Annotated in this window: 21 protein-coding genes and 1 pseudogene; 11 read left to right on the top strand and 11 right to left on the bottom strand. The window is 62.1% G+C overall.

Annotated elements, in window-relative coordinates; genetic code table 11:
• Positions 1 to 22 precede the first annotated feature (22 nt).
• The gene (locus AC07O2_RS09850) at positions 23 to 1,111 is read right to left on the bottom strand and encodes an aminoglycoside phosphotransferase family protein (RefSeq protein WP_495075555.1); all 1,089 of its coding nucleotides are present in this window, start codon (positions 1,109 to 1,111) and stop codon (positions 23 to 25) included.
• A gap of 87 nt (positions 1,112 to 1,198) precedes the next feature.
• On the opposite strand from AC07O2_RS09850, the gene AC07O2_RS09845 reads away from it, so the two are divergent.
• The 3 genes from AC07O2_RS09845 (at position 1,199) to rsmA (ending at position 5,852) form a co-directional block, all read left to right on the top strand.
• Complete coding sequence (locus AC07O2_RS09845; RefSeq protein ID WP_495075554.1) at positions 1,199 to 3,589, top strand: LPS-assembly protein LptD; 2,391 nt, start codon at positions 1,199 to 1,201, stop codon at positions 3,587 to 3,589.
• A 72-nt stretch (positions 3,590 to 3,661) separates the two neighbouring features.
• The gene (locus tag AC07O2_RS09840; RefSeq protein WP_495075553.1) at positions 3,662 to 5,047 is read left to right on the top strand and encodes a peptidylprolyl isomerase; all 1,386 of its coding nucleotides are present in this window, start codon (positions 3,662 to 3,664) and stop codon (positions 5,045 to 5,047) included.
• A 13-nt stretch (positions 5,048 to 5,060) separates the two neighbouring features.
• A complete protein-coding gene (gene rsmA / locus AC07O2_RS09835) occupies positions 5,061 to 5,852 on the top strand; it encodes a 16S rRNA (adenine(1518)-N(6)/adenine(1519)-N(6))-dimethyltransferase RsmA (RefSeq protein ID WP_495075552.1) in 792 nt (263 codons plus the stop codon).
• Positions 5,853 to 6,108: 256 nt separating this feature from the next.
• Here the strand turns inward: rsmA and AC07O2_RS09830 are convergent, their stop codons facing one another.
• The 8 genes from AC07O2_RS09830 to AC07O2_RS09795 form a co-directional block, all read right to left on the bottom strand.
• On the bottom strand, positions 6,109 to 6,531 hold the full coding sequence (locus tag AC07O2_RS09830) for a barstar family protein (RefSeq protein ID WP_490591847.1): 423 nt from the start codon (positions 6,529 to 6,531) through the stop codon (positions 6,109 to 6,111).
• A 47-nt stretch (positions 6,532 to 6,578) separates the two neighbouring features.
• Positions 6,579 to 6,983, bottom strand: a complete 405-nt coding sequence (locus AC07O2_RS09825; protein WP_495075551.1) for a guanyl-specific ribonuclease — start codon at positions 6,981 to 6,983, stop codon at positions 6,579 to 6,581.
• Between the two features lie 158 nt (positions 6,984 to 7,141).
• The gene (locus AC07O2_RS09820) at positions 7,142 to 9,475 is read right to left on the bottom strand and encodes an NADP-dependent malic enzyme (protein ID WP_495075550.1); all 2,334 of its coding nucleotides are present in this window, start codon (positions 9,473 to 9,475) and stop codon (positions 7,142 to 7,144) included.
• 121 nt (positions 9,476 to 9,596) lie between these two features.
• Positions 9,597 to 9,848 (bottom strand): translation initiation factor IF-1, encoded by a 252-nt coding sequence (gene infA / locus AC07O2_RS09815; protein WP_092757223.1) that lies wholly within the window; start codon positions 9,846 to 9,848, stop codon positions 9,597 to 9,599.
• Between the two features lie 48 nt (positions 9,849 to 9,896).
• Positions 9,897 to 10,244: a hypothetical protein gene (locus tag AC07O2_RS09810; RefSeq protein WP_495075549.1), complete on the bottom strand. Its 348-nt coding sequence runs from the start codon at positions 10,242 to 10,244 to the stop codon at positions 9,897 to 9,899.
• A gap of 186 nt (positions 10,245 to 10,430) precedes the next feature.
• On the bottom strand, positions 10,431 to 11,816 hold the full coding sequence (locus AC07O2_RS09805) for an aminopeptidase P N-terminal domain-containing protein (protein WP_495075548.1): 1,386 nt from the start codon (positions 11,814 to 11,816) through the stop codon (positions 10,431 to 10,433).
• 11 nt (positions 11,817 to 11,827) lie between these two features.
• A complete protein-coding gene (gene murU, locus AC07O2_RS09800) occupies positions 11,828 to 12,532 on the bottom strand; it encodes an N-acetylmuramate alpha-1-phosphate uridylyltransferase MurU (protein ID WP_495075547.1) in 705 nt (234 codons plus the stop codon).
• A 96-nt stretch (positions 12,533 to 12,628) separates the two neighbouring features.
• Positions 12,629 to 13,003: a tautomerase family protein gene (locus AC07O2_RS09795; RefSeq protein ID WP_495075546.1), complete on the bottom strand. Its 375-nt coding sequence runs from the start codon at positions 13,001 to 13,003 to the stop codon at positions 12,629 to 12,631.
• 244 nt (positions 13,004 to 13,247) lie between these two features.
• Here AC07O2_RS09795 and tkt point away from each other — a divergent pair, with 244 nt between their 5' ends.
• From tkt to AC07O2_RS09780, 3 genes are all read left to right on the top strand, one after another.
• Complete coding sequence (gene tkt / locus AC07O2_RS09790) at positions 13,248 to 15,251, top strand: transketolase (RefSeq protein WP_495075822.1); 2,004 nt, start codon at positions 13,248 to 13,250, stop codon at positions 15,249 to 15,251.
• 69 nt (positions 15,252 to 15,320) lie between these two features.
• A complete protein-coding gene (gap, locus tag AC07O2_RS09785) occupies positions 15,321 to 16,319 on the top strand; it encodes a type I glyceraldehyde-3-phosphate dehydrogenase (RefSeq protein ID WP_495075545.1) in 999 nt (332 codons plus the stop codon).
• 113 nt (positions 16,320 to 16,432) lie between these two features.
• The gene (locus AC07O2_RS09780; protein ID WP_495075544.1) at positions 16,433 to 17,395 is read left to right on the top strand and encodes a hypothetical protein; all 963 of its coding nucleotides are present in this window, start codon (positions 16,433 to 16,435) and stop codon (positions 17,393 to 17,395) included.
• Between the two features lie 91 nt (positions 17,396 to 17,486).
• Here AC07O2_RS09780 and AC07O2_RS09775 read toward each other — a convergent pair whose 3' ends face one another.
• Both AC07O2_RS09775 and AC07O2_RS09770 read right to left on the bottom strand, forming a co-directional pair.
• Entirely contained in the window at positions 17,487 to 19,043 is a 1,557-nt protein-coding gene (locus AC07O2_RS09775; protein WP_495075543.1) for an amino acid permease, read from the bottom strand.
• A gap of 34 nt (positions 19,044 to 19,077) precedes the next feature.
• Positions 19,078 to 19,845 (bottom strand): SDR family NAD(P)-dependent oxidoreductase, encoded by a 768-nt coding sequence (locus AC07O2_RS09770; protein ID WP_495075542.1) that lies wholly within the window; start codon positions 19,843 to 19,845, stop codon positions 19,078 to 19,080.
• Between the two features lie 123 nt (positions 19,846 to 19,968).
• Here AC07O2_RS09770 and AC07O2_RS09765 point away from each other — a divergent pair, with 123 nt between their 5' ends.
• The 5 genes and pseudogenes from AC07O2_RS09765 to AC07O2_RS09745 all read left to right on the top strand — a co-directional run bounded on the left by AC07O2_RS09765 (position 19,969) and on the right by AC07O2_RS09745 (position 23,861).
• Entirely contained in the window at positions 19,969 to 20,958 is a 990-nt protein-coding gene (locus AC07O2_RS09765) for a helix-turn-helix domain-containing protein (protein ID WP_495075541.1), read from the top strand.
• A gap of 100 nt (positions 20,959 to 21,058) precedes the next feature.
• A pseudogene (locus AC07O2_RS09760) lies at positions 21,059 to 21,163 on the top strand (Lrp/AsnC family transcriptional regulator); the annotation flags it as partial.
• 116 nt (positions 21,164 to 21,279) lie between these two features.
• Complete coding sequence (gene rarD / locus AC07O2_RS09755) at positions 21,280 to 22,158, top strand: EamA family transporter RarD (RefSeq protein WP_495075540.1); 879 nt, start codon at positions 21,280 to 21,282, stop codon at positions 22,156 to 22,158.
• Positions 22,159 to 22,320: 162 nt separating this feature from the next.
• On the top strand, positions 22,321 to 23,283 hold the full coding sequence (locus tag AC07O2_RS09750; protein WP_495075539.1) for a TerC family protein: 963 nt from the start codon (positions 22,321 to 22,323) through the stop codon (positions 23,281 to 23,283).
• Entirely contained in the window at positions 23,283 to 23,861 is a 579-nt protein-coding gene (locus AC07O2_RS09745; RefSeq protein WP_495075538.1) for a DUF2062 domain-containing protein, read from the top strand. Before AC07O2_RS09750 ends, AC07O2_RS09745 begins: the two co-directional genes overlap by 1 nt.
• The last annotated feature ends 10 nt before the right edge of the window (positions 23,862 to 23,871 follow it).

The following is a 23,871-nucleotide window of genomic DNA, read 5'->3' as shown; positions in this document are numbered from 1 at the left end:
GTAGCGCCAAACCAGTCGCTGGCTACATCCTTCCGTAGGCAAAACCCGTAGTCGCCTGTGTGCCTTCGATTTTGTCGACAAGGCGAAGCAAAGGCGTCAGCTCTCGGTAACGGCCGGCGGTGGCGCGGATGTAAGCGATGAAACGGGGCGTATCGGCCAGATATTTGGGCTTGCCATCGCGCAGGGTCAGGCGGGCGAAAATGCCGGCTACCTTCAGGTGGCGCTGCAGACCCATCCATTCCACGCTGCGGTAGAAGGCGCCGAAGTCGTCGCCCACCGGCAGGCCGGCCTTGCGCGCCTTTTGCCAGTAGCGGATGGTGACGTCCAGCACAAAGTCTTCTTCCCAGCTGTGGAAGGCGTCGCGCGTCAGGCAGGCGATGTCGTAGGTGATGGGGCCGTAGAGCGCGTCCTGGAAGTCCAGCACACCCAGCTTTTCGCCACCGACCATGAGGTTGCGCGGCATGAAGTCGCGGTGCACGTAGACGCTGGGCATTTCCAAATTGTTGGCCACGATCTGGGCGAATACCTTGTCCAGCGTGGCGCGCTGGCTATCGTCCAGGGTAATGCCGCGGTGCTGGGCGATGTACCAGTCGGGGAACAGCGCCAGCTCGCGCTGCAGCACAGCCGCGTCGTACACCGGCAGCACGCCGGGCTGGGAGGCCAGCTGCAGCGTCACCAGGGTGTCTATCGCCTGGGTGAACAGGCCGGCAGCTGGCGGTGGCTGATCAGACTGCAGGGCCTGCAGCATGGTCTGCGTGCCCAGGTCGCTGAGCAGCATGAAGCCCTGGGCCTGGTCCCAGGCCAGCACCTCGGGCACCAGCAGGCCGGCCTGGGCAAACAAGCTGGCGATGCGCACAAAGGGCTCGCAGTTCTCCTTGTCGGGAGGCGCGTCCATGACGATGCAGCTGCCGTGGGCGCTTTGCAGACGGAAGTAACGGCGAAAACCGGCGTCGGCCGCGGCCAGCTGCAGGGTCTGCGCTTGCAACTGGTGGGTGCCGCTGATCTGCTCCAGCCAGGCATGGAAGGCGCTTGCGCGCGCAGCATCAGCCCAAACGATGGGACCGGAATCGGGTAAAGAAGTGGGAGACGCTGGAGTGGAGGTAGGGCTCATGGATAATCCATTCTACAAATCCGGCTTATCTGTATAGCTGGCCCGCCTCTGTGTACAACCCTTTCGTCCGACCGATCCACCTCTTTCATGCCTGCCCTGATGCCTGAATTCCAGCGCAGCACCCGCCGCGGCCGCTTTACCCTGACGCCTGTGGCACTTGTCGCCGCCGTGCTGTGTTCGGCCACGGCACGCGCCGAGGACGCCCAACCGCCCCTGGTCCTGAAGTCTACGCCCCTGCTGCAGGAGCAGATTCCCCAAGAGATGCGGGAGCAGATGCCCAGCTTCTTCTCTGGCGACCACACTCTGGGCCGGCCCGACCTGGACACCGTGATCGATGGCAATGCCGAGATGCGCAAAGGCGATATGGTGCTGAAGGCCGACCGGGTGGAGTACTACCAGCCCGACGATCTGGTCAAGGCGCGCGGCAATGTGCGCATCAACCGCGCTGGCAATATCTACGAAGGCCCGGCGCTGGAGCTGAAGGTGGATTCGTTCGAGGGCTTTTTCGTCCAGCCGCACTACCAGTTCATCAAGAACGGCGCTTATGGCGAGGCCGACCGCGCCGATTTCGTGGACGACAACCGCATGGTGCTGCAAAACGCCACCTACAGTACCTGCCGCCGCCAACCCGGCCCGAGCTGGCTGCCCGACTGGATACTGCGCGCCACTTCAATCAGCATAGATACCGAGGAAGAAGTCGGCGTGGCCGATGGCGCGGTGCTGCGCTTCAAGGACGTGCCCATACTGGCATTCCCAGCCATGAGCTTTCCGCTGACGGACAAGCGCAAATCGGGCTTTTTGCCGCCCAGCATAGGTTTGGATAGCACCAACGGCGCGGAGCTGACGGTTCCCTACTACTGGAACATCGCGCCCAACCGCGACGCCACCATCACCCCCACGGTGATGACCAGCCGGGGCGTAAATCTGGACGGCGAGTTCCGTTACCTGGAGCCGGAATACAAGGGTCAAGTCAAGGCCAATTACCTGCCCGGTGACAAGCTACGCGGCGAATCCCGTTGGGGCATTGCTGCGACGCATTCGGGAACCGTCCAGACCGGAATTTCCGGTATCGGCGGCTTAGGCTTAAACGTGGCATTGAACCGGGTCAGTGACGATAACTACTGGACCGACTTTGGCAGCTCGTCTACTACGCTGACGCAGCGCCTGCTGTCCAATGACGCAACCCTGAGTTGGGCCAAAGACAATTTCAGCGCTAGCGTGCGCACGCTGAAATGGCAAACCCTGCAGAGCACCAGTTCAATCATTGTTCCGCCCTACGACCGGCTGCCCGAACTCAACGCCAAGTACGCACGTTACGACGTGGGCGGCATAGATGCATCGCTGGAAACCGACTACACCGAGTTCTCGGCGGACCGCACGCTGACCGGGCAACCCAATGCCAAGCGTGGCTACGCGCTGGGACAGATCAGCCGCCCCTGGGTAGCGCCAGGTTGGTTTGTGACGCCCAAGGTCCAGCTGCATGCCACCAGCTACCAGTTTGATACCGCGTTGAGTAGCAACGGCGCCACCTCGGCCAGCAGCACGGTTCCTACCTTCAGCCTGGACAGCGGCCTGGTGTTCGAACGCTCCGCCAATTTCTGGGGCAAGGCACTCACCCAGACCCTGGAGCCGCGCGCGTTCTATGTGAACACGCCCTACCGCGACCAGAGCATGCTGCCGGTCTACGACACCGGCCTGAACGACTTCAACTTCGCCACGGTCTATACAGAAAACTCGTTTTCCGGCAATGACCGCATTGCCGACAACAATCTGCTGACCCTGGGTGTGACCACCCGCTTCCTGGAGCCCGACACCAGCGAAGAGCTGGCCCGCTTCAGCTTCGCCCAGCGGCTACGCTTCAAGGATCAAAAAGTCACACTGCCCGGTGGCTCCACCGTAACCGACCGCTGGAGCGACTTCCTGGTCGGCACCCAGTTGAATTGGGACAAGCGCTGGGCTTTCGACAGCACCGTACAGTACAACCCGCAGACCCGCCGCTCCGAGCGCTCCACCATTGGCGGACGCTGGAATCCGGGCGATTTCCGCGTGATCAGCGCCAATTACCGGTACCAACGCAATTCCACGTCAACGGCCACCGATGGCAGCGAACAGATCGACCTGGGCTGGCAATGGCCGATCAGCGATTTGTGGAACGGCAAGAACAGCTCCGGACAGACTGAGGGGCGCTGGTACAGCGTGGGTCGCCTGAACTACAGCATGTATGACCGCAAGATGGTCAACGCGGTCATGGGCTTTGAATATGATGCCGGTTGCTGGGTTGGCCGCGTGGTGCTAGACAGAACCCAGACCAGCACCACCACATCCACCCAGAAAATTTCCTTCCAGCTGGAGTTTGTCGGCTTTACACGCCTGGGCGTTGGCAACAACCCCTTGTCGGTCCTGAAGGAAAACATTCCCCGTTACCAGTATCTGCGCGAGCAGATCACCACCCCCAGCCGCTTCAGCCAATACGACTAACCACCGACCTGCACCAGCAGAGGAAGGCCACGCCTTCTCCGCGAAGCAAGTCCACTCACTTCCACCCCAACCATGAACCACCGTTTATTTCGCACGACGCTCCTGGGCTTGGCGGCACTGGCGGCCTTGTCCGTATCTGCCCAAGGTCTGCGCCCTGCGTCGCCATCCGGCACCGGATTGACCGGCAGCAGCAGCGTCCCCCTGACGGCCCGTGCACCCGAAGGCCCCCGTCAGGCCGATTTCATTGTTGCCGTGGTGAACTCCGAGCCCATTACCAATAACGAAGTCCGCGTCCGGGTGGGCCGCGCCTTGCAGCAGATGTCGCAACAAGGTGAAGCCGCCAACCCAACACCCGAACTGGTCCGCCAAGTATTGGAACGGTTGATCGTTGAAAAAGCCCAGCTGCAGCTGGCGCGTGAAACCGGTGTGAAGGTCGATGATTCGGCCGTTGACGCGGCAGAAGAGAACGTGGCACGCCAAAACCAGCTGAGCGTGACCGAGCTGCGCCGCCGCTTGGTGCAGGACGGCATGGTCCCCACCCAGTTCCGCGAGGAGCTGCGCAACCAGATCCTGATCACCCGTCTGCGAGACCGCGAACTGGACAGCCGCCAGCGCGTGAGCGACGCCGAGGTGGACCAATACCTGCGTGACCAGCAAGGCAAAACCGACGCGTCAGCCCTGGAGCTCAATCTGGGCATGGTGCTGGTGGAAGTACCTGAAAACGCAACTCCCGAACAAGTCGCAACACTGCAGGCCAAGGCCGAAAAAATCCGCGAACGTGCGCTGGCAGGCGAAGACTTCACCGCCCTGGCCCGCGAACTGTCGGACGCCCCTGACCATGCCAAGAACAGTGGCGTACTCGGCCTGCGCAGTGCAGATCGCTACCCGGAGCTGTTCGTCAACGCTGTGCAAGGCCTGGATACCGGCGCCATCAGCCCGGTGCTGCGCTCTGGCGCAGGCTTCCACGTGCTCAAGGTGCTCGACAAGCGCCAGGGTGGCGTGGCCACGGCCGTCGTCCAGCAACATGCCCGACACATCCTGCTGCGCACCGGCCCACGGCTGACCGAGGCCGCAGCCCTTGAACGCCTGAACGACTTCAAAAGACGTATCCAGAACAAGCAGGCCGATTTTGCCCAGCTGGCCAAGGAAAACTCAGCCGATGGCAGCGCCGCACAGGGGGGCGACCTGGGCTGGGCCAGTCCCGGCCAATTCGTGCCGGAATTTGAAGAGGTGCTCAACAACCTGACGCCCGGCCAGATTGCCCCGCCCTTTGTGTCCCGCTTTGGCGTGCACCTGGTGCAGCTGCTGGAACGCCGCACCGCCACACTGTCGCAGCGTGAACAGCGCGAAATGGTCCGTGGCCTAGTGCGCGAGAAGAAATTGGACGAGGCCTACGCCCGCTGGATCGACGAGCTGCGCTCACGTGCCTACGTCGAATACCGCGAATCCCCGCAATGACCATGAATACGCCGTGAAGCACATCCCCCGTAAACGCTTCGGCCAGCACTTCCTGTCCGACAACGGCATCATCGACGCCATCGTCGATGCGATTGCCCCCCAGCCTGGCGACAATATGGTGGAGATCGGCCCCGGCCTGGCGGCACTGACCCAGCCCTTGGTCGAACGGCTAGGCCATCTGACGGTGGTGGAGCTAGACCGAGATCTGGCCCAGCGCCTGCGCCAGCACCCCCAGCTGACGGTGGTGGAATCTGACGTATTGAAAGTGGACTTTACGCAGTTTCTACCTGCGGTAGCAGCTACGGATTCCATAGCAAACCCGGCGAAAAAAGTCAGGGTAGTCGGCAACTTGCCCTACAACATCTCCACCCCCATCCTATTCCACCTGCTGGATGCGGTCCATGTCGTCGAAGACCAGCACTTCATGCTGCAAAAAGAAGTCATCGACCGCATGGTAGCGCGTCCCAGCACCGCCGCCTATGGCCGCCTCAGCGTCATGTTGCAATGGCGCTACGCGATGGAAAACGTGCTGTTTGTACCACCCGAATCCTTCGATCCGCCACCGCGCGTAGACAGCGCCGTGGTGCGCATGGTGCCCCTGACCAAGCCCGCATCCGTGGACGTGCAGTTGCTGAGTGAGATCGTTCAGGTGGCGTTCAGCCAGCGCCGCAAAATCATGCGCCACACCCTGGGACAATGGCTGGAAACCAAGGCCTTCAGCGGCAGCTTCGACGTCAAACGCCGCGCCGAAGAAGTCCCGGTGGAGGAATATGTGACACTGGCAAGCAGCCTGGCACACACATAAAAAAAGCCCGTCATAGACGGGCTTTTTTGATGGAAGCGACTGCAGCTTACAGCATGCAACGCGCCTCCGAATCAGGCTGCGGCCAGCCAGTAACCCGCATTAAACGGGCTGCTCATACGCAAGGCCAGAGGCGACACATCTACCAACTTGTCGGTAGGCATCTTCTCGCCGGATTCACTGTTCAATTCAATGCCCGAGACGGCATCGCTGCCTGCCTCGTTCGCCCGTTCTGCTTGGCTGTTTTGTGCAGAACGGGCTACAGAAAAGAATAGAAGCATCGGAACGGAATCTTCCGGTCCCCCCAATAGTCTGCGGCATCGCGGAAAATGTCGAGCAGTTGCTCACGGGCTTCCTTGTCAAACTTGGCGTGCGCAGGAATTTGCTCCAGCACCACCACAAATCCAGGCTGTGGGCCCGATTTATGCAACGGGTCTGTCATGCAGTCGTACAGCGCATCAAAATTCTTGCCGAAATGGGTCGGAAAGGTGAACTGCTGGGCGATCATGTCCAACACATCCTGCTTGCTCTGGGCGTTCGCCAGGTTCGCGTACAGGAAATGCTGGCCCAGACCCAAAGCAGCATCTTGCAAATCTTGCACCCTGAAGGCACGAATAGACTGCACGATATTGGTTCTTACATTGCGAAGAGGCATATCCGTCTCCGCTTTCTTTTCAATCATCTAATTTACCCCGGCTTCAAAATTCTGAGGGAGCAGCCTCTTACGCTCTATTCGACAATGCGACGAAAGCTGGCGTAATGGTCACTGGTATAAAAACATGCATCTGGCGTTCTGGCAGGCCCGCCACAAACAATTCGCTTAGCACCCCGGTTACCGGCACCCACCGTTTTCACGGTGTACTCCCGGTAATATCCACGCTTCTGGAGCGGCAAAATACGTTCACGGTTCCCAAAGACCACGCCATCCTTATCAAAAGGAAACGGACCGCCCTGCTTGATCAGCGCATATGTTGCCTGGCCTTGCGAGGGTAGTGCCGAGAGTCCGATGACCTCACCAATTTCCTGCGGAGCAGCCTGACGCGCATGCCCCAATGGGGTGCACAAGACAGAAACAGCCAATAGCAGGAAAGCAAAAACACGCCTGCATGCAGAGCCACGGACATTTAGAACCATGCGGGAATGAGCCTTTGGAGAACTTCGGGTTAACCCGTAAATTTCAAGGCGTAAGTGTGCCGTATGTGCACCAAAAAAGCAAGGGGCTGCCCAAAATTTGGGCAGCCCCTCACAAGTCTTTACACCAACAAAGTTAGCACTTGCTGGCGAATTAGGCTTTATCGAACCACGTTAGCGTCGGCTACCGTCAAAGCCGTCATATTCACGATACGGCGCACAGTGGTACTGGCGGTCAGAATATGCACGGGTTTAGCCGCTCCCAACAGCACGGGGCCAATCGCAATATTGCCGCCCGCCGCCATTTTCAACAGGTTGTAGGCAATATTGGCCGCGTCGATATTCGGGAATACCAGCAAGTTGGCGTCACCTACCAGCGGGCTGTTCGGCATAGTAGCGGCGCGGGCTGCACCATCCAGCGCGATATCGCCGTGCATTTCACCGTCCACCTCCAGCCATGGAGCCTCTGTCTGCAAAAGCTCCAGAACACGGCGCATCTTGACCGCGCTGGGCTGATTACTTTGGCCGTAGTTGCTATGCGATAACAACGCAGCTTTGGGTTTGAGACCAAAGCGCAACATTTCTTCGGCCGCCATGACCGTGATCTCCGTCAACTCTTCCGCCGTGGGGTCGTAGTTGACGTGGGTATCCACCAGGAACACCTGGCGGCCCGGCAGCATCAGGCCGTTCATGCAGGCATAGATGGGCACATCTTGTGGAGTGCTGGGGCAACCGCCTGCGCGCTTGCCGATCACCTGGTCGATGTAGTGCAAATGGATGGAGGTGTGGCCCCAGGTGCCACAAATCATGCCATCCACTTCGCCCTTGTGCAGCAGCATGCTGCCAATCAGCGTCAAGCGACGGCGCATTTCGATTTTGGCCATTTGTGCCGTCACGCCCTTGCGTTCGGTCATGCGGTGGTAGGTCTGCCAGAAATCGCGGTAACGGTGGTCTTGCTCGACGTTCACCACGTCGTAATCCAGTTCTTCGCGCAGACGCAGGCCAAATTTCTTGATCCGCTCGGCGATCACGGCCGGACGCCCGATCAGCGTGGGGCGGGCCAGACCTTCGTCCACCACGATCTGGGCGGCCCGCAACACGCGCTCTTCTTCACCTTCGGCGTAGCAGACGCGTTTCTTGGCTGCATTTTTGGCCGCGTCATAGATCGGCTTCATGGTCGTGCCGGAAGCGTAGACAAAGCTTTGCAGCCGGTTGCGGTAGGCGTCCATGTCCTCAATGGGACGCAGAGCCACGCCGCTGTCTGCAGCGGCCTTGGCAACGGCAGGCGCAATCTTGATCATCAGCCGCGGATCAAACGGCTTGGGGATGATGTATTCGGGGCCAAACGCCAGCTGTTCGCCGGCATAGGCGGCGGCCACCACTTCGCTTTGCTCGGCCTGGGCCAACTCGGCAATCGCATGCACGGCGGCAATTTCCATCTCCAACGTGATGGTGGAGGCACCCGCATCCAAAGCACCTCGGAAGATGTAGGGGAAGCACAGGACGTTGTTGACCTGGTTCGGGTAATCGGTGCGACCGGTGGCGATGATGGCATCGCTACGCACAGACTTCACGTCTTCAGGGGTGATTTCGGGGTTGGGGTTGGCCAACGCAAAAATCACAGGCTTGGCCGCCATCTTGGCAACCATTTCTTTTTTCAGCACACCACCAGCCGACAGTCCCAGGAACACGTCGGCTCCTTCGATGATCTCAGACAGGGTGCGCGCCGAAGTGTTCTGGGCGTAGATGATCTTGTCTTCATCCATCAGCTCGGTACGGCCCTCATAGACCACGCCGGCCAAGTCGGTCACGTAAATGTTTTCGCGGCGTATACCCAGCTTGACCAACAAGCCCAGACAGGCCAGTGCAGCAGCACCGGCGCCAGAGGTCACCAGCTTAACGTCTTTGGGGTCTTTGCCGACCACCTTCAGGCCGTTTAGCAGGGCCGCGCCCACGCAGATCGCCGTGCCGTGCTGATCGTCATGGAACACGGGGATCTTCATGCGTTCGCGCAGCTTGCGCTCGACGTAGAAGCAGTCCGGGGCCTTGATATCTTCGAGGTTGATGCCGCCGAAGGTGGGCTCCAGCGAAGCGATGATGTCCACCAGCTTGTCGAGGTCGTGCTTTTCATCGATTTCGATGTCAAACACGTCGATGCCGGCGAACTTCTTGAACAGCACGCCCTTGCCCTCCATCACCGGCTTGGACGCCAGTGGCCCTATGTCGCCCAGACCCAGCACGGCCGTACCGTTGCTGATCACGGCGACCAGGTTGCCCCGGCTGGTGTACTTGAACGCGTTGTTCGGGTCCTTGACGATTTCCTCGCAAGGAGCCGCCACACCGGGCGAGTAGGCCAGCGCCAGATCATGCTGGTTGACCAACTGCTTGGTCGCCGCAATGGCTATTTTTCCGGGGCTAGGAAACTGGTGGTATTCAAGGGCTGCACGCCGTAACTCAGCGCGTTTTTCTTCGGCATTCACCGTGGTATTGCTCATCTGGCGTCTCCTGCCATGGCCGCCGACTGGAAATATGCCGGGCAGTCACTGTGTCAAAGGGACTGCGATTGTAGGGGCCGTCCAACGACGGCCTCCGTACGGGGTTTTGCGTACGCCGGTATCAGGCGAAACGCGTAGACGTCGGAGCGCGGCCGGCAATGTGACGGAAGGTGATGCGGCCCTTGGACAAATCGTAAGGCGACAGTTCCAGCGACACATGGTCACCCGCCAGGATACGAATGTGGTTCTTGCGCATCTTGCCGGCGGTATAAGCGATGAGTACGTGGCCGTTTTCCAGCGTCACGCGAAAGCGCGAGTCGGGCAAGACTTCGGACACAAGGCCCTTCATTTCGATCAGTTCTTCTTTTGCCATGGATAAATTCCTTGAGGATGAGACAGTATCTAAGTAACTAACTAATTTTTAAGCGTGTGCAGCGCTTGGATTGGAGTGGCGCGCACGCACCCACTGCAAACCTTGCTCAACTGCGTATTGTGTCGCGGTTGTGGCATCGTCGAACAGGGCCACGAAACGCATGACGCGGTCGTGCGAGCCATTACGGATCGACACGGAGGAGCCGAAACGGCCATCGGCCTGTTCACGGGTCAGCGGCGAGAGCAAATATTTGCCGGCAGCAATCGAATTATTTTTATTCATTATGGAAAACAAGGCGGCCTTACTAATGGGCGCGCCAGAAATACGTCTTGTCACACTGCGGGTTTTAGACAGGCTTCCGATGGAATTGCACTGGAGGCAGGTCTTGCGCAGCACCCGGTGGGGAGGGGTTTTGCGCGCAAAGCACTTGGAGCCCTGGGTCCGCACAGCATGACAGGGTGCGGACAAACTCGGGGGTGCAGGCTCGGCGTGGTGGTGCGATGTGTTGGGTTGCATCGCGGAGCTCCATGGCGAAGCCCATCTACCGAGATCATTATTATAGCGTAGAGCCGTAAAAGCTGCTTAATCCCGCATCAGAGCCTCGATCGCGTCCGGATCGACCGGCACGCCGCGGCTGATCAGTTCGCAGCCGGTGGCGGTGACGATGGCGTCGTCCTCGATGCGGATGCCGATGTTGTGGAAGGCCTCGGGCACGCCGGGTCCGGGGCGCACATAGATGCCGGGCTCGATGGTCAGCGCCATGCCGGGTTGCAGGATGCGACTCGGCCGGTTGGTGATGGTTTCGCCGCTCAGCGGGTCCTTGCGCTGGCTGCTGGCGCCGACTTCCGACGCCTCCACATAGCTGCCGCAGTCGTGTACGTCCATGCCGATCCAGTGGCCGGTGCGGTGCATGTAGTAGGCAAAGTAGGCACGGCTGGCGATCACGTCGTCCACGGTGCCGACCTTGTTCTTGTCCAGCAGGCCTACGTCCAGCATGCCCTGGGCCAGCACTTTCACGGTGGCGTCGTGCGGGTCGGTGAAGCGGGCGCCGGGCTTGGTGGCGGCGACGGCCGCATCCTGGCTGGCCAGCACCAGCTCGTACAGCGTGCGCTGCGGGCCTCTGAACTTGCCGTTGGCCGGGAAGGTGCGGGTGATGTCGCTGGCATAGCCGTCCAGCTCGCAACCCGCGTCGATCAGCACCAGCTCGCCGTCGCGCACCGGGGCCTTGTCGGCGCGGTAGTGCAGCACGCAGGCATTCGCGCCCGCGGCAACGATGGAGCCGTAGGCCGGGTACTGCGAGCCCTGGCGGCGGAATTCGTGCAGCAGTTCGGCGTCCAGGTGGTACTCAAACACGTCCTGGCCGGCGCGCAGCATGCGGGCCGACAGCTGCATGGCGCGGATGTGGGCGCCGGCGCTGATCTGTGCGGCGCGGCGCATCGTGTCCTGCTCGCTGGCGTCCTTGAACATGCGCATCTCGTCCAGCACGCTGCACAGGTCGCGCTGGGTATCCGGGCACAAGGCGCCGTAGCGGACCCGCGCGCGCACCTTGTTCAACCAGCCATCGACACGGCCTTCCAGCCCCTTGTGGGTGGCGAACGGGGTCCAGACGGCACTGCGGTTTTCCAGCAGGCGGGGCAGCTGGGTGTCCAGGTCTGCTACGGAAAACGCAGCATCCACCGCAAGCACTGCGGGCGCTGCATCCGGTCCGAGCCGGAAACCGTCCCAGATTTCGCGCTCCAGATCTTTTGGTGCGCAGAACAGGGTGGACTGGCCTTCGCCGGTCACCACCAGCCAGGCATTTGGCTCGGTGAAGCCGCTCAGGTAGTAGAAATAGCTGTCGGCACGGTACAGAAAGTCGCTGTCGCGGTTGCGCTGCTGCTCGGGCGCGGTGGGGACGATGGCGATGCCGCCGGGACCGATTTCACGGGCCAGTTGGGCGCGGCGTTGGGCGTAGATGTGGGTGCTCATGGTGTGTCGCTTCAGTGGAGTTCGGCCAGTTGTTCGGGGGTGCCCACGTTGTGCCAGGGGCCGTCAAAACGGGATGCGGTGATGCGCTGCTGGCGTATCGCGTCAAACAGCAGCGGGCCCAGCGCGGCCTTGCTGCCCAGGGGCACGGCGCGGCACAGTTCGGCGCGCACCAGGGCCAGGCTGCTATAGGTCCAGCGCTGGCCGTCGGGGCCGGGGCCGTCCAGCGCCAGACCGTTGTCGGCAATGCCGAAGTCGCCGCGCGGGTGGTAGGGCGGGTTCGGCACCATCCACAGCTGGGCCAGGGCGCTGCTGCGGGCGAAGTCATTGGCGGCGCTGGCCTCATAGCGGAAGGTTGGCGCATAGATATCGCCGGCCACCACCCAGAAAGCATCTCCCAACTGCGGCAACGCCTTGCGGATGCCACCGGCGGTTTCTAGTGCACCGCCGTGGTCGCGGCCTTCCATGGAATAGCTGATCTGCAGGCCCCAGCGCGAGCCATCGCCCAGCGCGGCGGGGATCTGCTCTTCCAGCCAGGCGGTGTTGATGACGACGAAGCGCACACCAGCTGCCGCCAGCGCTTCTAGGTGCCAGACGATCAGCGGTTTGCCTTGTACGGGCAACAGCGGCTTGGGCGTGTGGTCGGTCAGCGGGCGCATGCGCTCGCCGCGGCCTGCGGCGAGCACGATGGCATGGGTAATCAGGGGGTGGGCGGGCATGGTGTGGATTATCGGGCGGGTCATGCTACGGCTGCATTTGCTATTGAATAAATAGCTGCTGCCGCAGATGGTTATTGCGCTAGCGGCCTAAAAGGCTTAAACCTTGGGTGTGGTGTCTGAGGCCGGTACACCCAGCACGCCCCAGCTTTCCTTGACTGGCTCGGTCAGCACCACCAACACGTCCAGCGGCGCAATGCCGAGTGTGCCCAAGCGCTGCACGATGCCCTGGTACAGCGTGCGCTTGGCATCGATGCTGCGGCCGGGGAACATCATCACCTCGACCAGGGTGTAGTTTTCGGTCTTGCCGGGTGCCACCCAGAAGTGCTCGGGGCGGTGCTCGATGTAGCGCACCTGGCGGTCGTCTTCCGGCACTTTCAGGGCTTCGCGCATGGACAGGTAGACCGCCTCCATCAGCGCGGCAACTTCGGCAGCAGGACGGCTGCGGCGGACTTCAATTTTGGCAAGCGGCATGGCGGTTATGGGTGTGTGGGCGAGGGGTTGTCTATTGTGCTGTCTTTGCCGCACCCGCTCCGGGTTACCAGGGCAGCACAAGGCGCAAGGTGTCAGCCCCGTAAAATAACGGGCTTACCAGAATATCCACCCCGAACTTTCTCCGGAGCTGACCTCGATGGCCGACACCCCCCTGAACGAAAACACCCCCGAAGTGGCGGTTCTTCCTGCTGCGGCTCCGGCTGCTGCAAAGCCCACCACCGCCATGGCCAACGCCATCCGCGCGCTGGCCATGGACGCGGTGCAACAGGCCAACTCCGGCCACCCCGGCGCGCCCATGGGCATGGCCGACATGGCTGTCGCCCTGTGGGACGAGCATCTGCAACACAACCCCAAGAACCCGAACTGGCTGAACCGCGACCGCTTCATCCTGTCCAACGGCCACGGCTCCATGCTGCTGTACGCGCTGCTGCACCTGACCGGCTACAAGCTGCCGATAGCTGAGCTGAAGAACTTCCGCCAGCTGCACAGCAAGACCCCAGGCCACCCCGAATTCGGCTACACGCCTGGCGTGGAAACCACCACCGGCCCGCTGGGCCAAGGCATCACCAATGCCGTCGGCTTTGCACTGGCGGAAAAGCTGCTGGCGCAAGAGTTCAACCGCGAAGGCCATGCCATCGTCGACCACCACACCTACGCCTTCCTGGGCGACGGTTGCCTGATGGAAGGGATCAGCCACGAAGCCGCCGCCCTGGCCGGCGCCTGGAAGCTGAACAAGCTGGTCGCGCTGTACGACGACAACGGCATCTCCATCGACGGCCAGGTCGCCCCCTGGTTTATCGACAACAGCGCCCTGCGCTTTGTGGCCTACGGCTGGAACGTGCTGGGCCCGATCGACGGCCACGACACCGCCGCCGTATCGCAAGCCATCGCCGATGCCAAGAAATCGGCCGACAAGCCCACGCTGATCATCTGCAAGACCCACATCGGCAAGGGCAGCCCGAACCGCGCCAACACCTCCAAGGCGCACGGCGAACCGCTGGGCGCCGAGGAAATCAAGCTGACCCGCGAAGTGCTGAACTGGCCTTACGCCCCGTTCACCATCCCCAAGGACATCGCTGCCGCCTGGGACGCCAAGAGCGCCGGTGCCGCCCGCGAAGCCGCCTGGAACACCCAGTTTGCTGCGTACAAGGCCGCCTTCCCCGCTGAAGCCAAGGAACTGCTGCGCCGCATGAAGGGCGATCTGCCGAAGAACTTTGCCCAGACCGCCGTGGACACCGTCATCGGCGCCCACACCAAGGGCGAAACCGTGGCCTCCCGCAAGGCATCGCAGCTGGCGCTGGAAGCCTTCACCGCGGCCCTGCCTGAACTGCTGGGCGGTTCGGCCGATTTGACCGGTTCGAACCTGACCAACACCAAGAGCACGCCCAGCCTGCGTTTCGACAGCCACACCGGCGTCGGCAACGGTGGCCGCCACATCAACTACGGCGTGCGCGAATTCGGCATGGCCGCCATCATGAACGGCGTGGCCCTGCACGGTGGCTTCATTCCCTACGGCGGCACCTTCCTGACCTTCAGCGACTACAGCCGCAATGCCATCCGCATGGCTGCGCTGATGAAGCTGCGTGTGGTCCACGTGTTCACCCACGACTCCATCGGTCTGGGCGAAGACGGCCCGACGCACCAGTCGGTCGAGCATGCCGCCAGCCTGCGCCTGATCCCGAACCTGGACGTCTGGCGTCCGGGCGACACGGCCGAAACCGCCGTGGCCTGGGCCGTGGCCCTGGAAAACAAGAACCGTCCTTCGGCCTTGTTGCTGAGCCGCCAGAACATCGCTTACGCCGCCAAGGCGGATCTGGGCGAGATCAGCCGCGGTGCCTATGTGCTGTCCGAACCCGCAGCCGTCGGCATCAAGAAGAAGGCCCAGGCCGTCATCATCGCCACCGGCTCCGAAGTGCAATTGGCAATCGCTGCCCAGGCCCTGCTTGCTACCAAAGGCATAGCTGTCCGCGTAGTCTCTATGCCCAGCAACACGGTTTTTGACCGCCAATCCGAAGCCTACAAAACCGAAGTGCTGCCGGCCAATCTGCCCCGCATCGCGGTCGAAATGGGCGTCACCGACGGCTGGTGGAAATACGGCTGCGCAGCCGTGGTCGGCATCGACACCTACGGCGAATCGGCCCCCGCACCAGTGCTGTTCAAGCACTTCGGCTTCACCTCCGAGAACGTGGCGATGACGGTCGAAAAAGTCCTGCGTAAGAAGAAGTAAACGGCGTAGGCCCGGTGCACACCGGGCCTACCATCGCTGGGTTGAGATTTAACTACTGGAGATAAGACAATGACAATCAAGATTGGTATCAACGGTTTCGGCCGTATCGGGCGCATGGTGTTCCGTGCCGCCATCCAAAACTTCCACGACGTGGAAATCGTTGGCATTAACGACCTGCTGGAGCCCGACTACCTGGCGTACATGCTGCAGTACGACAGCGTGCACGGCCGCTTCAAGGGTGAAGTCTCGGTGGACAACGGCGTGCTCATCGTCAATGGCCGGACGATCCGCCTGACGCAAGAACGCGACCCCGCGAACCTGAAGTGGGCCGAAGTCGGCGCCGACATCGTGGTTGAATCCACCGGCCTGTTCCTGACCAAGGAAACCGCACAAAAGCACATTGACGCAGGTGCCAAGAAGGTCATCCTGTCCGCTCCTTCCAAGGACGACACCCCCATGTTCGTGTTTGGCGTGAACGACAAGAGCTACGCTGGCCAGGCCATCATCTCCAACGCGTCCTGCACCACCAACTGCCTGGCCCCGCTGGCCAAGGTAATCAACGACAAGTTCGGCATCAAGCGCGGCCTGATGACCACCGTGCACGCCGCCACCGCCACGCAAAAGACCGTGGACGGCCCTTCGAACAAAGACTGGCGCGGCGGCCGCGGTATTCTGGAAAACATCATTCCTTCCAGCACTGGCGCTGCCAAGGCCGTGGGCGTGGTGATTCCTGAGCTGAACAAGAAGCTAACCGGCATGGCCTTCCGCGTGCCCACCAGCGACGTGTCGGTGGTGGACTTGACGGTGGAGCTGAACACCTCGGCCACCATCGCCGAGATCAATGCCGAGCTGAAGGCGCAATCCGAAGGCGCGCTGAAGGGCATTCTGGGTTACACCGAAGACAAGGTCGTTGCGACCGACTTCCGTGGTGACAGCCGTACCTCGATCTACGACGCTGAAGCCTCCATCGCCCTGGACGGCACCTTCGTCAAGCTGGTCAGCTGGTACGACAACGAATGGGGTTACTCCAACAAAGTGTTGGAAATGGCCCGCGTCGTGGCCAAGTAATCGGCTTCTCAGCCCCCAAGAAAAACGCGCCCTCGGGCGCGTTTTTTACATCCGGCCGCAACGTTTAGTGCCGAAAATAAAACCACGTGGACATACAAAACAAGGGAGATGGCATGTTGAATACGAAATGGTGCGCGGGCCTTTTGCTTGCGCTGGCAGCTCTGCTCACCGGGTGCGCAGGCACGGTGCAGCGGGAAGGCGGCAAGACCACAGCCCCGGGCAGCATGCTGGGGCTGAGCTACAACCACGTGGAACTGGCGCTGACGGAAGATGCCCGCAAGCTGCAGGCCGACAACCCGCAATTCAGCACCAAGGAGTTGGGCCGGTATATAGAAACCCGCCTGGACGCCAACAACCTGCTGCGCAGCGACGCGCCTTACAGAATCAATATCACCATCGAGGACTTCCGGGTGCGCTCGGCCGTATCGGCGGTGCTGCTGGGCATCCTGGCAGGCACCGACTCCATGAGTGGGCGGGTGCAGATCGTGGATGCCGCCGGACGCCAGCTGCACGCATTCAAGGTCAATGCCTCCTACGGTTTAGGCGGCTGGGGCGGCGGGCAAGACAGCATGCGCATGAACTGGATGTACGAAAAGTTTGCCGAGCTCACGCTGAACGAGCTCACGGGCAATACCAAAACGGCGGACCTGGACAAATCGACGGTACGTGCGCAACAAAGCCTGGTGATCGCGGCCAAACCCGCGGCATCGGACACTGCTGCTGCCCCCGCGACCAAGATGACGGGCATTGCCTACCTGGGGAGTGGCTTCGCCAACATCGACGACGTAGACGCCATTCCCTACATTGACGACAAGGCGCGTGAACAGTACCGGGAGTGGTTGAAGAAGTCTGCACCGCGCGCCTTTGCGCTGTCCATGTCTGGCAAATATGCCTGGGCCAATGGCATGCGCTCCGTTGACGGCGGCCCACTGCAAGATCCGGCTGAGCGGGTGATGGCGAACTGCAACCGCATCAGTACCGAACCCTGCCACCTGTATGCCATCAATGGCGTCGTCGTCTGGAAAAAAGAAGACGATGCAGCAGCCAAACCCTTGGCGGCAAGCACTGCGCCCTGAGCCTAAGAGCCCCCAATAAAAACGCGCCCTAGGGCGCGTTTTTCATGTACATCATTTTGGCTGCTAGCGCAGTGAATACCTGCGTTAGCAGCTACTTTAATATAGCAAAATAGCCTCTACTCTCCTGCGTGGCGAACTCGGCTTCGATCTCGCCCATGTGGGACTGGCGCTCGGCGATGCGTTTGCCGATGGGTGGGCCGGCGAAGTGCTTGCGCACGCCGAAGACGAACCAGATCAGCAGCAGCGCGACCAACAAGGCCACGGTCACATAGGCCACCTTTTCGTTCGGCGGTTGCATGCCCACATAGGCCAGCACCAGTGCACCCACGGTGCCTAGCAGGGCGAAGGGTTTGGACCAGGCACCCAGATTGAACGGGCCTTTTTTGGTCCAGGTCTTGCCCTCGGCGAACACGCCAGCGGCGATAGGCATTGCGTAGGAGATGAACAGGAACACGGCGCTGCCGGCGCTCAGCACGGTGAAGGCATCGCCATACAGCGTGATGGAAATCGCCAGCACGGCGGTGACCCAAATGGCAGTGCCGGGCGTGCGCTGCACATGGTGCACTTGTTTGAGCCAGCGCGAGCCGGGCAGGCCGCCGTCGCGGGCGAAGGCATACATCATCCGCGAGCAGGAAGTGACGGCAGCCAGGCCGCAGACGAAGTTGATGAAGAACATCAGCACCTCGATGGTGACGCGCAGCGCGGTGGGAATAGGCGCCAGGATGGCCTCGAAGAAGCCAGTGCCCATCTTCATACCCGCCGTCAGGTCGGGCATGACCAGCACGAAGCTGCACACCATCACATAGCCAAACAGCACCGACCACAGCACCGAGCTGATGATGCCCTTGGGCACGTTCTTGGCGGCGTCGCGGGTTTCTTCGGCGGTATGGGCCGAGGCGTCAAACCCGGTGATGGTGTAGGCCGTCAGCAGCAGGCCGGACAAGAAGGCCATCACCAGCGTCTGCTGCGGCCAGGCGCTGCCATCCGTACCGGTGAGGTTGGTGAAGGTGTACAGGCGGCTGAAGTCCAGCTTGCCGGGCGCATAGGCGACCAGCGACACCACCAGCACCACCGTGACCACAAAAATCAGGTAGCCCGACAGGTCGGTGATGCGGCTAGCCAGCTTGATGAAGCGGTGGTTCAGCAGCGCCTGCAGGCCGGTGATGACGCTCAAAAAGATCGTCTGGTGCACCCAGCCCAGCGACTCGGGTGCTACGCCAAACATCGGCGCAATCAAGGTCTTGAAGAACGGGTCGTAGGTGCCGAAGTTGATCGCCGCCACCACGAACACCAGGCCCAGCAAGTTGAACCAGGCGGTGATCCAGCCCCAGGCCTTGCCGCCCAGGATGGAGCCCCAGTGGTACAGGCCGCCAGCGGTGGGGTAGGCCGAAGCGATCTGCGCCATAGACGCGGCCACCACCATGGCGAACAGGCCGCCCAACGGCCAGCCCAAGCCAATGGACGCGCCACCAGCGGCCGACAGGCCCATCTGGAAGGACGTGATGCCGCCCGACAAGATGCAGATCAAAGAGAACGACACAGCGAAGTTGGAGAAGCGCCCCATGCGGCGCGACAGCTCTTGGGCATAGCCCATTTCATGCAGGAGTTTGACGTCCGCATCCATGGCGGGAGGAGAGATGGCACTCATATGAACCTACCTTTCTGCAGTGGAATGAAAAAAATTAAGCAGCGGTGAAGCAGTTGTCGACGAACAGGTGCGCGCCGTTGACGAAGCTCGCGTCGTCGCTTGCCAGAAACAGCGCGGCCTTGGCCACCTCTTCGGGCTGGCACAGGCGGCCTTGCTGAACCGACAAGGCCTCGACCGAGGCGTCGAAGCCGTGCGCGGCCAGGGCCTTGATCTCGCGCTGGCCGTGCGGCGTGTCGATGAAGCCGGGGCAGACCGCATTGCAGCGTATGCCGCGGTCGCGGTACTCCACCGCTACTGCGCGCGCCAGCATCGCGCAAGCGCCCTTGGTCATGCAGTACAGCACCTCCAGCGGCGTGGCCGCCACCGACGAGATGGATGCGGTGCAAACGATGCTGCCTTTGCCGGCGGCCAGCATCTGCGGCAGCACGGCGCGGGTCACCATGAACATGCTCTTCACATTGATGTCCATCAAGCGGTCGTAGTCTTCGTCCGTAGTGTCCAGAAACGGCTTCACGGTGATGGTGCCGGCGTGGTTGAACAGCACGGAGATGGTGCCGAAGCGCGCGCTGGCGGCCGCCACGGCGATCTCCACCTGGTCGCGCCGCGATACATCGGCGGCAAAGAATGCGGCCTCGCCACCTGCAGCGATGATCTCGGCCACCACCGCTTCGCCGGCGGCGACGTTGATGTCGACCACCGCCACGCGCGCGCCTTCTGCCGCGAACAACTTGGATGCCGCACCGCCCGCGCCGGTAGCGCCACCGGAAATAAGGGCCGTCTTGCCCGCCAATCTGCCTGCCATGGAATAACTCCTTTAAGTCGAATGGAATGCTGGTTCGCCCCAGTCTAAAAATTCCGTGGCGATGGCACTATCCCGAATTGGCAAAAGACTTGCTTAATCTTTTAGGCCACTTCTTTCGCACCCATGCACCCCGCTGCCACCCCGCACTTCCAGGTTTTCCGCTGCCGCGACACCGACGAGCAGGCGGCGGTGCTGCACGGCTGGAACCAGTCCTACTGCCAGCTGTCGCCCGGCGCCTTCGATGGCAGCGTGACCGCCATCGACACCGGGGCGGTGCACATCGTGGTCGAACACCTGAACCGTGCGGTGCTGCAACGTGGTGCACTGTCGCCCGGCTGCGTGGCCATCGGCGTGCCTTTGCAGCTAGAAGGGCATTCGCTGCTGTGCGGCCAGCGCAGCCATCTCAACGGCCTGCATGTGTTCTCGGGGGCCGACGGCTTCGAGTTCCGCTCGCCCGAAAAGCATGTGGTGGTGGATATCGAGTTCTATCCGCAGCGTTTTGCCAACCCGGCACTGCGCGAGGCCCTGGCCTGCATTGCCGGCAAGCTGGGTGTGCGGGCCACCGTGCTGGACATGCCCGGCGAACGCATGGACGCGCTGCGCCAGCTGCTGCGCGCCATGCTTGACGCGGTGGGCAAAGACCCGGATTTACTGGACAGCCCGCAGGTCTGCGAAGCCTTCGAGAAGTCGCTGGTCTATGGCCTGCTGGATCTGCTGGAGACCGAGCCGCTGCGGGAATCGGCCACTCCGCCCAGCGCCAACCGCAACTGGCGCCTGGCCCAGGCAGCGCGCTCGCACATAGAGCAATCGGCCCGCGACTGCCCGCTGTCGGTGGCCGAGCTGGTGGCCCTGCTCGGTGTCAGCCGGCGCTGCCTGCAGTACGCCTTCCAGGATGCGCTGGGCCTGAACCCGGTGTCCTACCTGCGCGCCGAGCGGCTGAACCGCGTACGCCAGATCATGGGCGAGGCCGATTCGGTAACCGAGGCGGCCACGCGCTTTGGTTTCTGGCATTTCGGCCACTTTGCCAACGACTACCGTGCGCTGTTTGGCGAGCGGCCATCAGACACCTTCCGGCGCCGGCACGGGCAGGCGGTGCCAACCCGGTTGAGCTAAGACCCCAGGCTTGATCTGCTGGAGCTGATACGGAGGTGGGCCGACGCTCAAACAGCAGGCCGATGGCCCATCGGAAACCCCGATGCAATTCGACAAAAAGGACCTGCAGCGCGTGGTGGATGCGCTGGCGGTACATGGTGCGGTGACCTCGTCCCTGGTGCTGTCCAGCCCGGTGCGCAAGTTCGTCACCATCCAATCTGTGTAAGAAGCAAGCCCCCAGCGCAGATAAATACTGCGCAGGTAGCTACAATTTATGTAGTGGTCTGCGGGCCAGTCATTTTGGGTAGCCACGCTGCCCACCGTCTTTTACCCCCCTTCGCCATGCATCCCGGAATCCTTTACGCCACCCTGGCTTACGCGGCCTGGGGCCTGTTCCCGCTGTACTTCCACCACCTGAACCAGGTGCCAGCGCTGGAGATGGTGCTGCACCGCACGCTGTGGTCGCTGGTGTTTGTGCTGCTGCTGCTGGGCGTGCTCAAGCGCTGGTCCTGGATGCGCGCGCTGCGCGGCCAACCCAAGGTGCTGGGAGCATTTACGCTGTCGGCGCTGCTGCTGTCGGGCAACTGGCTGGTCTATGTCTGGGCGGTGCAGCACCAGCACATCGTGGACGCCAGCCTGGGCTACTTCATCCTGCCGCTGGTCAGCGTGGCGCTGGGCTTTGTGTTTCTGGGTGAACGGCCCCGGCCCGGCCAGTGGCTGGCGGTGGCGGTGGCCGCCGGTGGCGTGCTGTGGCTGACGGTACAGACCGGGCACCTGCCCTGGATCTCGCTGGTGCTGGCGCTGACCTTTGGCTTCTACGGCCTGCTGCGCAAGGTGGCTCACCTGGGCGCGCTGGAAGGCCTGGCGCTGGAGACCATGCTGCTGGCGCCAATAGCTGCCGTCATGCTGGGTTGGGCAACCTGGCAAGGCCAGGGCGTGCTGGCGCAGGGCGACAGTGCCACCATCGCCCTGCTGGTGTTTGCCGGGCCCATGACGGCCGTGCCCCTGCTGCTGTTTGCCGCTGGCGCGCGCCTGATCCCGATGTCCACCATGGGCATCCTGCAATACATCTCACCCAGCCTGCAGTTCGCCACCGGCGTGTGGCTGTTCCACGAGCCCTTCGAGTTATCGCGTCTGGCGGGCTTTGGCATGATTTGGGCCGCGCTGGTGGTGTACAGCCTGGAAGGCTGGTGGACCAGCCGGCGCACCGTAGCCGCATAAGCGGGGCAAACCACCAGGCGGTGCCGGCCGCACATTTCGTAATTTCCGAAGATACGCTATGGTTTAAGCATGTTTTCTCGGAAGTAGTCTACCCCTAGACTTACGCCCTGGCGCCCGGCAGATCTGCACGGGGTCTGGCATACGAAGAAAGGAAGCAGCGGCATGGAAACAATCGGAACCTGGTGGATGTGGGTCGGCTTTGCCGTCTTTGTGGTGGTGGCCATTGGCATCGACCTCTGGGTGATGGAGCGCCAGGGCGCGCACCAGGTCACCATGAAAGAAGCCGCCGGCTGGAGTGTGCTGTGGTTCTCGCTGGCCTTTGTGTTCGTGGGCCTGCTGTGGACCTACCTGGACTACAGCCAGAGCCGCACGGTGGCCAATACCGTGTCCATGCAGTTCATTACCGGCTACCTGGTGGAAAAGAGCCTGTCGGTGGACAACATCTTTGTGTTCCTGATGATCTTCAGCTACTTCGGCGTGCCAGCCCAATACCAGAAGCGCGCGCTGATCACCGGCATCATCGGCGCGATCGTGCTGCGCGCCATCCTGATTTTGGCGGGCGCCTGGCTGCTGGCCACCTTCCACTGGCTGCTGTATGTGTTCGGCGCCTTCCTGGTGTTCACCGGCACCAAGATGTGGCTGGCGGCCGGCAAGGAGCCGGATATTGCACAAAACCCGGTGCTGCGCTTTCTGCGCGGCCGCATGAAGATCAGCGACGCGTTTGACGGCGAGAAGCTGTCCACCCAGGTCAACGGCGTCAAGTACTACACGCCGCTGTTCGTGGTGCTGGTGCTGATAGGTACCACCGACGTGATTTTTGCGGTGGACAGCATCCCCGCTATCTTCGCCATTACCAGCGACCCGTTCATCGTGCTGACCGCCAACATCTTCGCCATCCTGGGCCTGCGCGCGCTGTACTTTCTGCTGGCCGACCTGGCGGACCGCTTCCACCTGCTGGCCTATGGCCTGGCCCTGGTGCTGGTATTCATCGGCGGCAAGATGCTACTGATCGACCTGGTGAAGATCCCGATCGGCTACGCCCTGCTGGTGACGGCGCTGCTGATTGCCGCGTCCATCGTGGCCTCGCTCATCACCTCGCGCAAACCCAGCCCGCCGGCGCACTGATGGCCAGTTACGCGCACACCCTGCGCCATTGGCTGCGTGGCCTGGAGCCCCGGGTGCTGGCCCATCTGCACGGGCCGCTGCTGCAGCGCATGCGGCCCTGGCTGGACCGGCGCGAGGTGTTCAACTTCAACCGCCGCCCACTGGCCCTGGGCGTGGCCATAGGCATGTTCTGCGGGCTGATCCCCGGCCCGCTGCAGGTGCCCGCCACCTTTGCCGCTTGCGCCTGGCTGCGCGGCAATGCGATTGCCGGTGCCCTGGCCACCTGCTACACCAACCCGCTGACCATCGTGCCGCTGTACCTGCTGGCCTTTCAGATCGGCCAGTGGGTGCTGCCCGGCACGCAAACCCTGCCGCCACTGCCCAGCATGGGCGATGGCGCCGCCGACTGGATGCAGGGCCTGCTGGGCTGGGTGCAGGCCATGGGCTGGCCGCTGCTGGTGGGTCTGCCGCTGCTGGGCGCCGCCTTGGCGCTTACGGCCTACGGAGCCATGCAGGCACTGTGGCTCAGCCCAGCCATCAAGCGCGCCTGGCAGCAGGCCCGACGCAGGCACAAGGCGTCACACGCAAAAACCGCATAGCCGGCCGAGT

It is taken from the genome of Rhodoferax sp. GW821-FHT10B06, assembly GCF_059415605.1.
The sequence above is the reverse complement of the archived record's forward strand: the minus strand, read 5'-3'. Positions and strand labels throughout refer to the sequence as shown.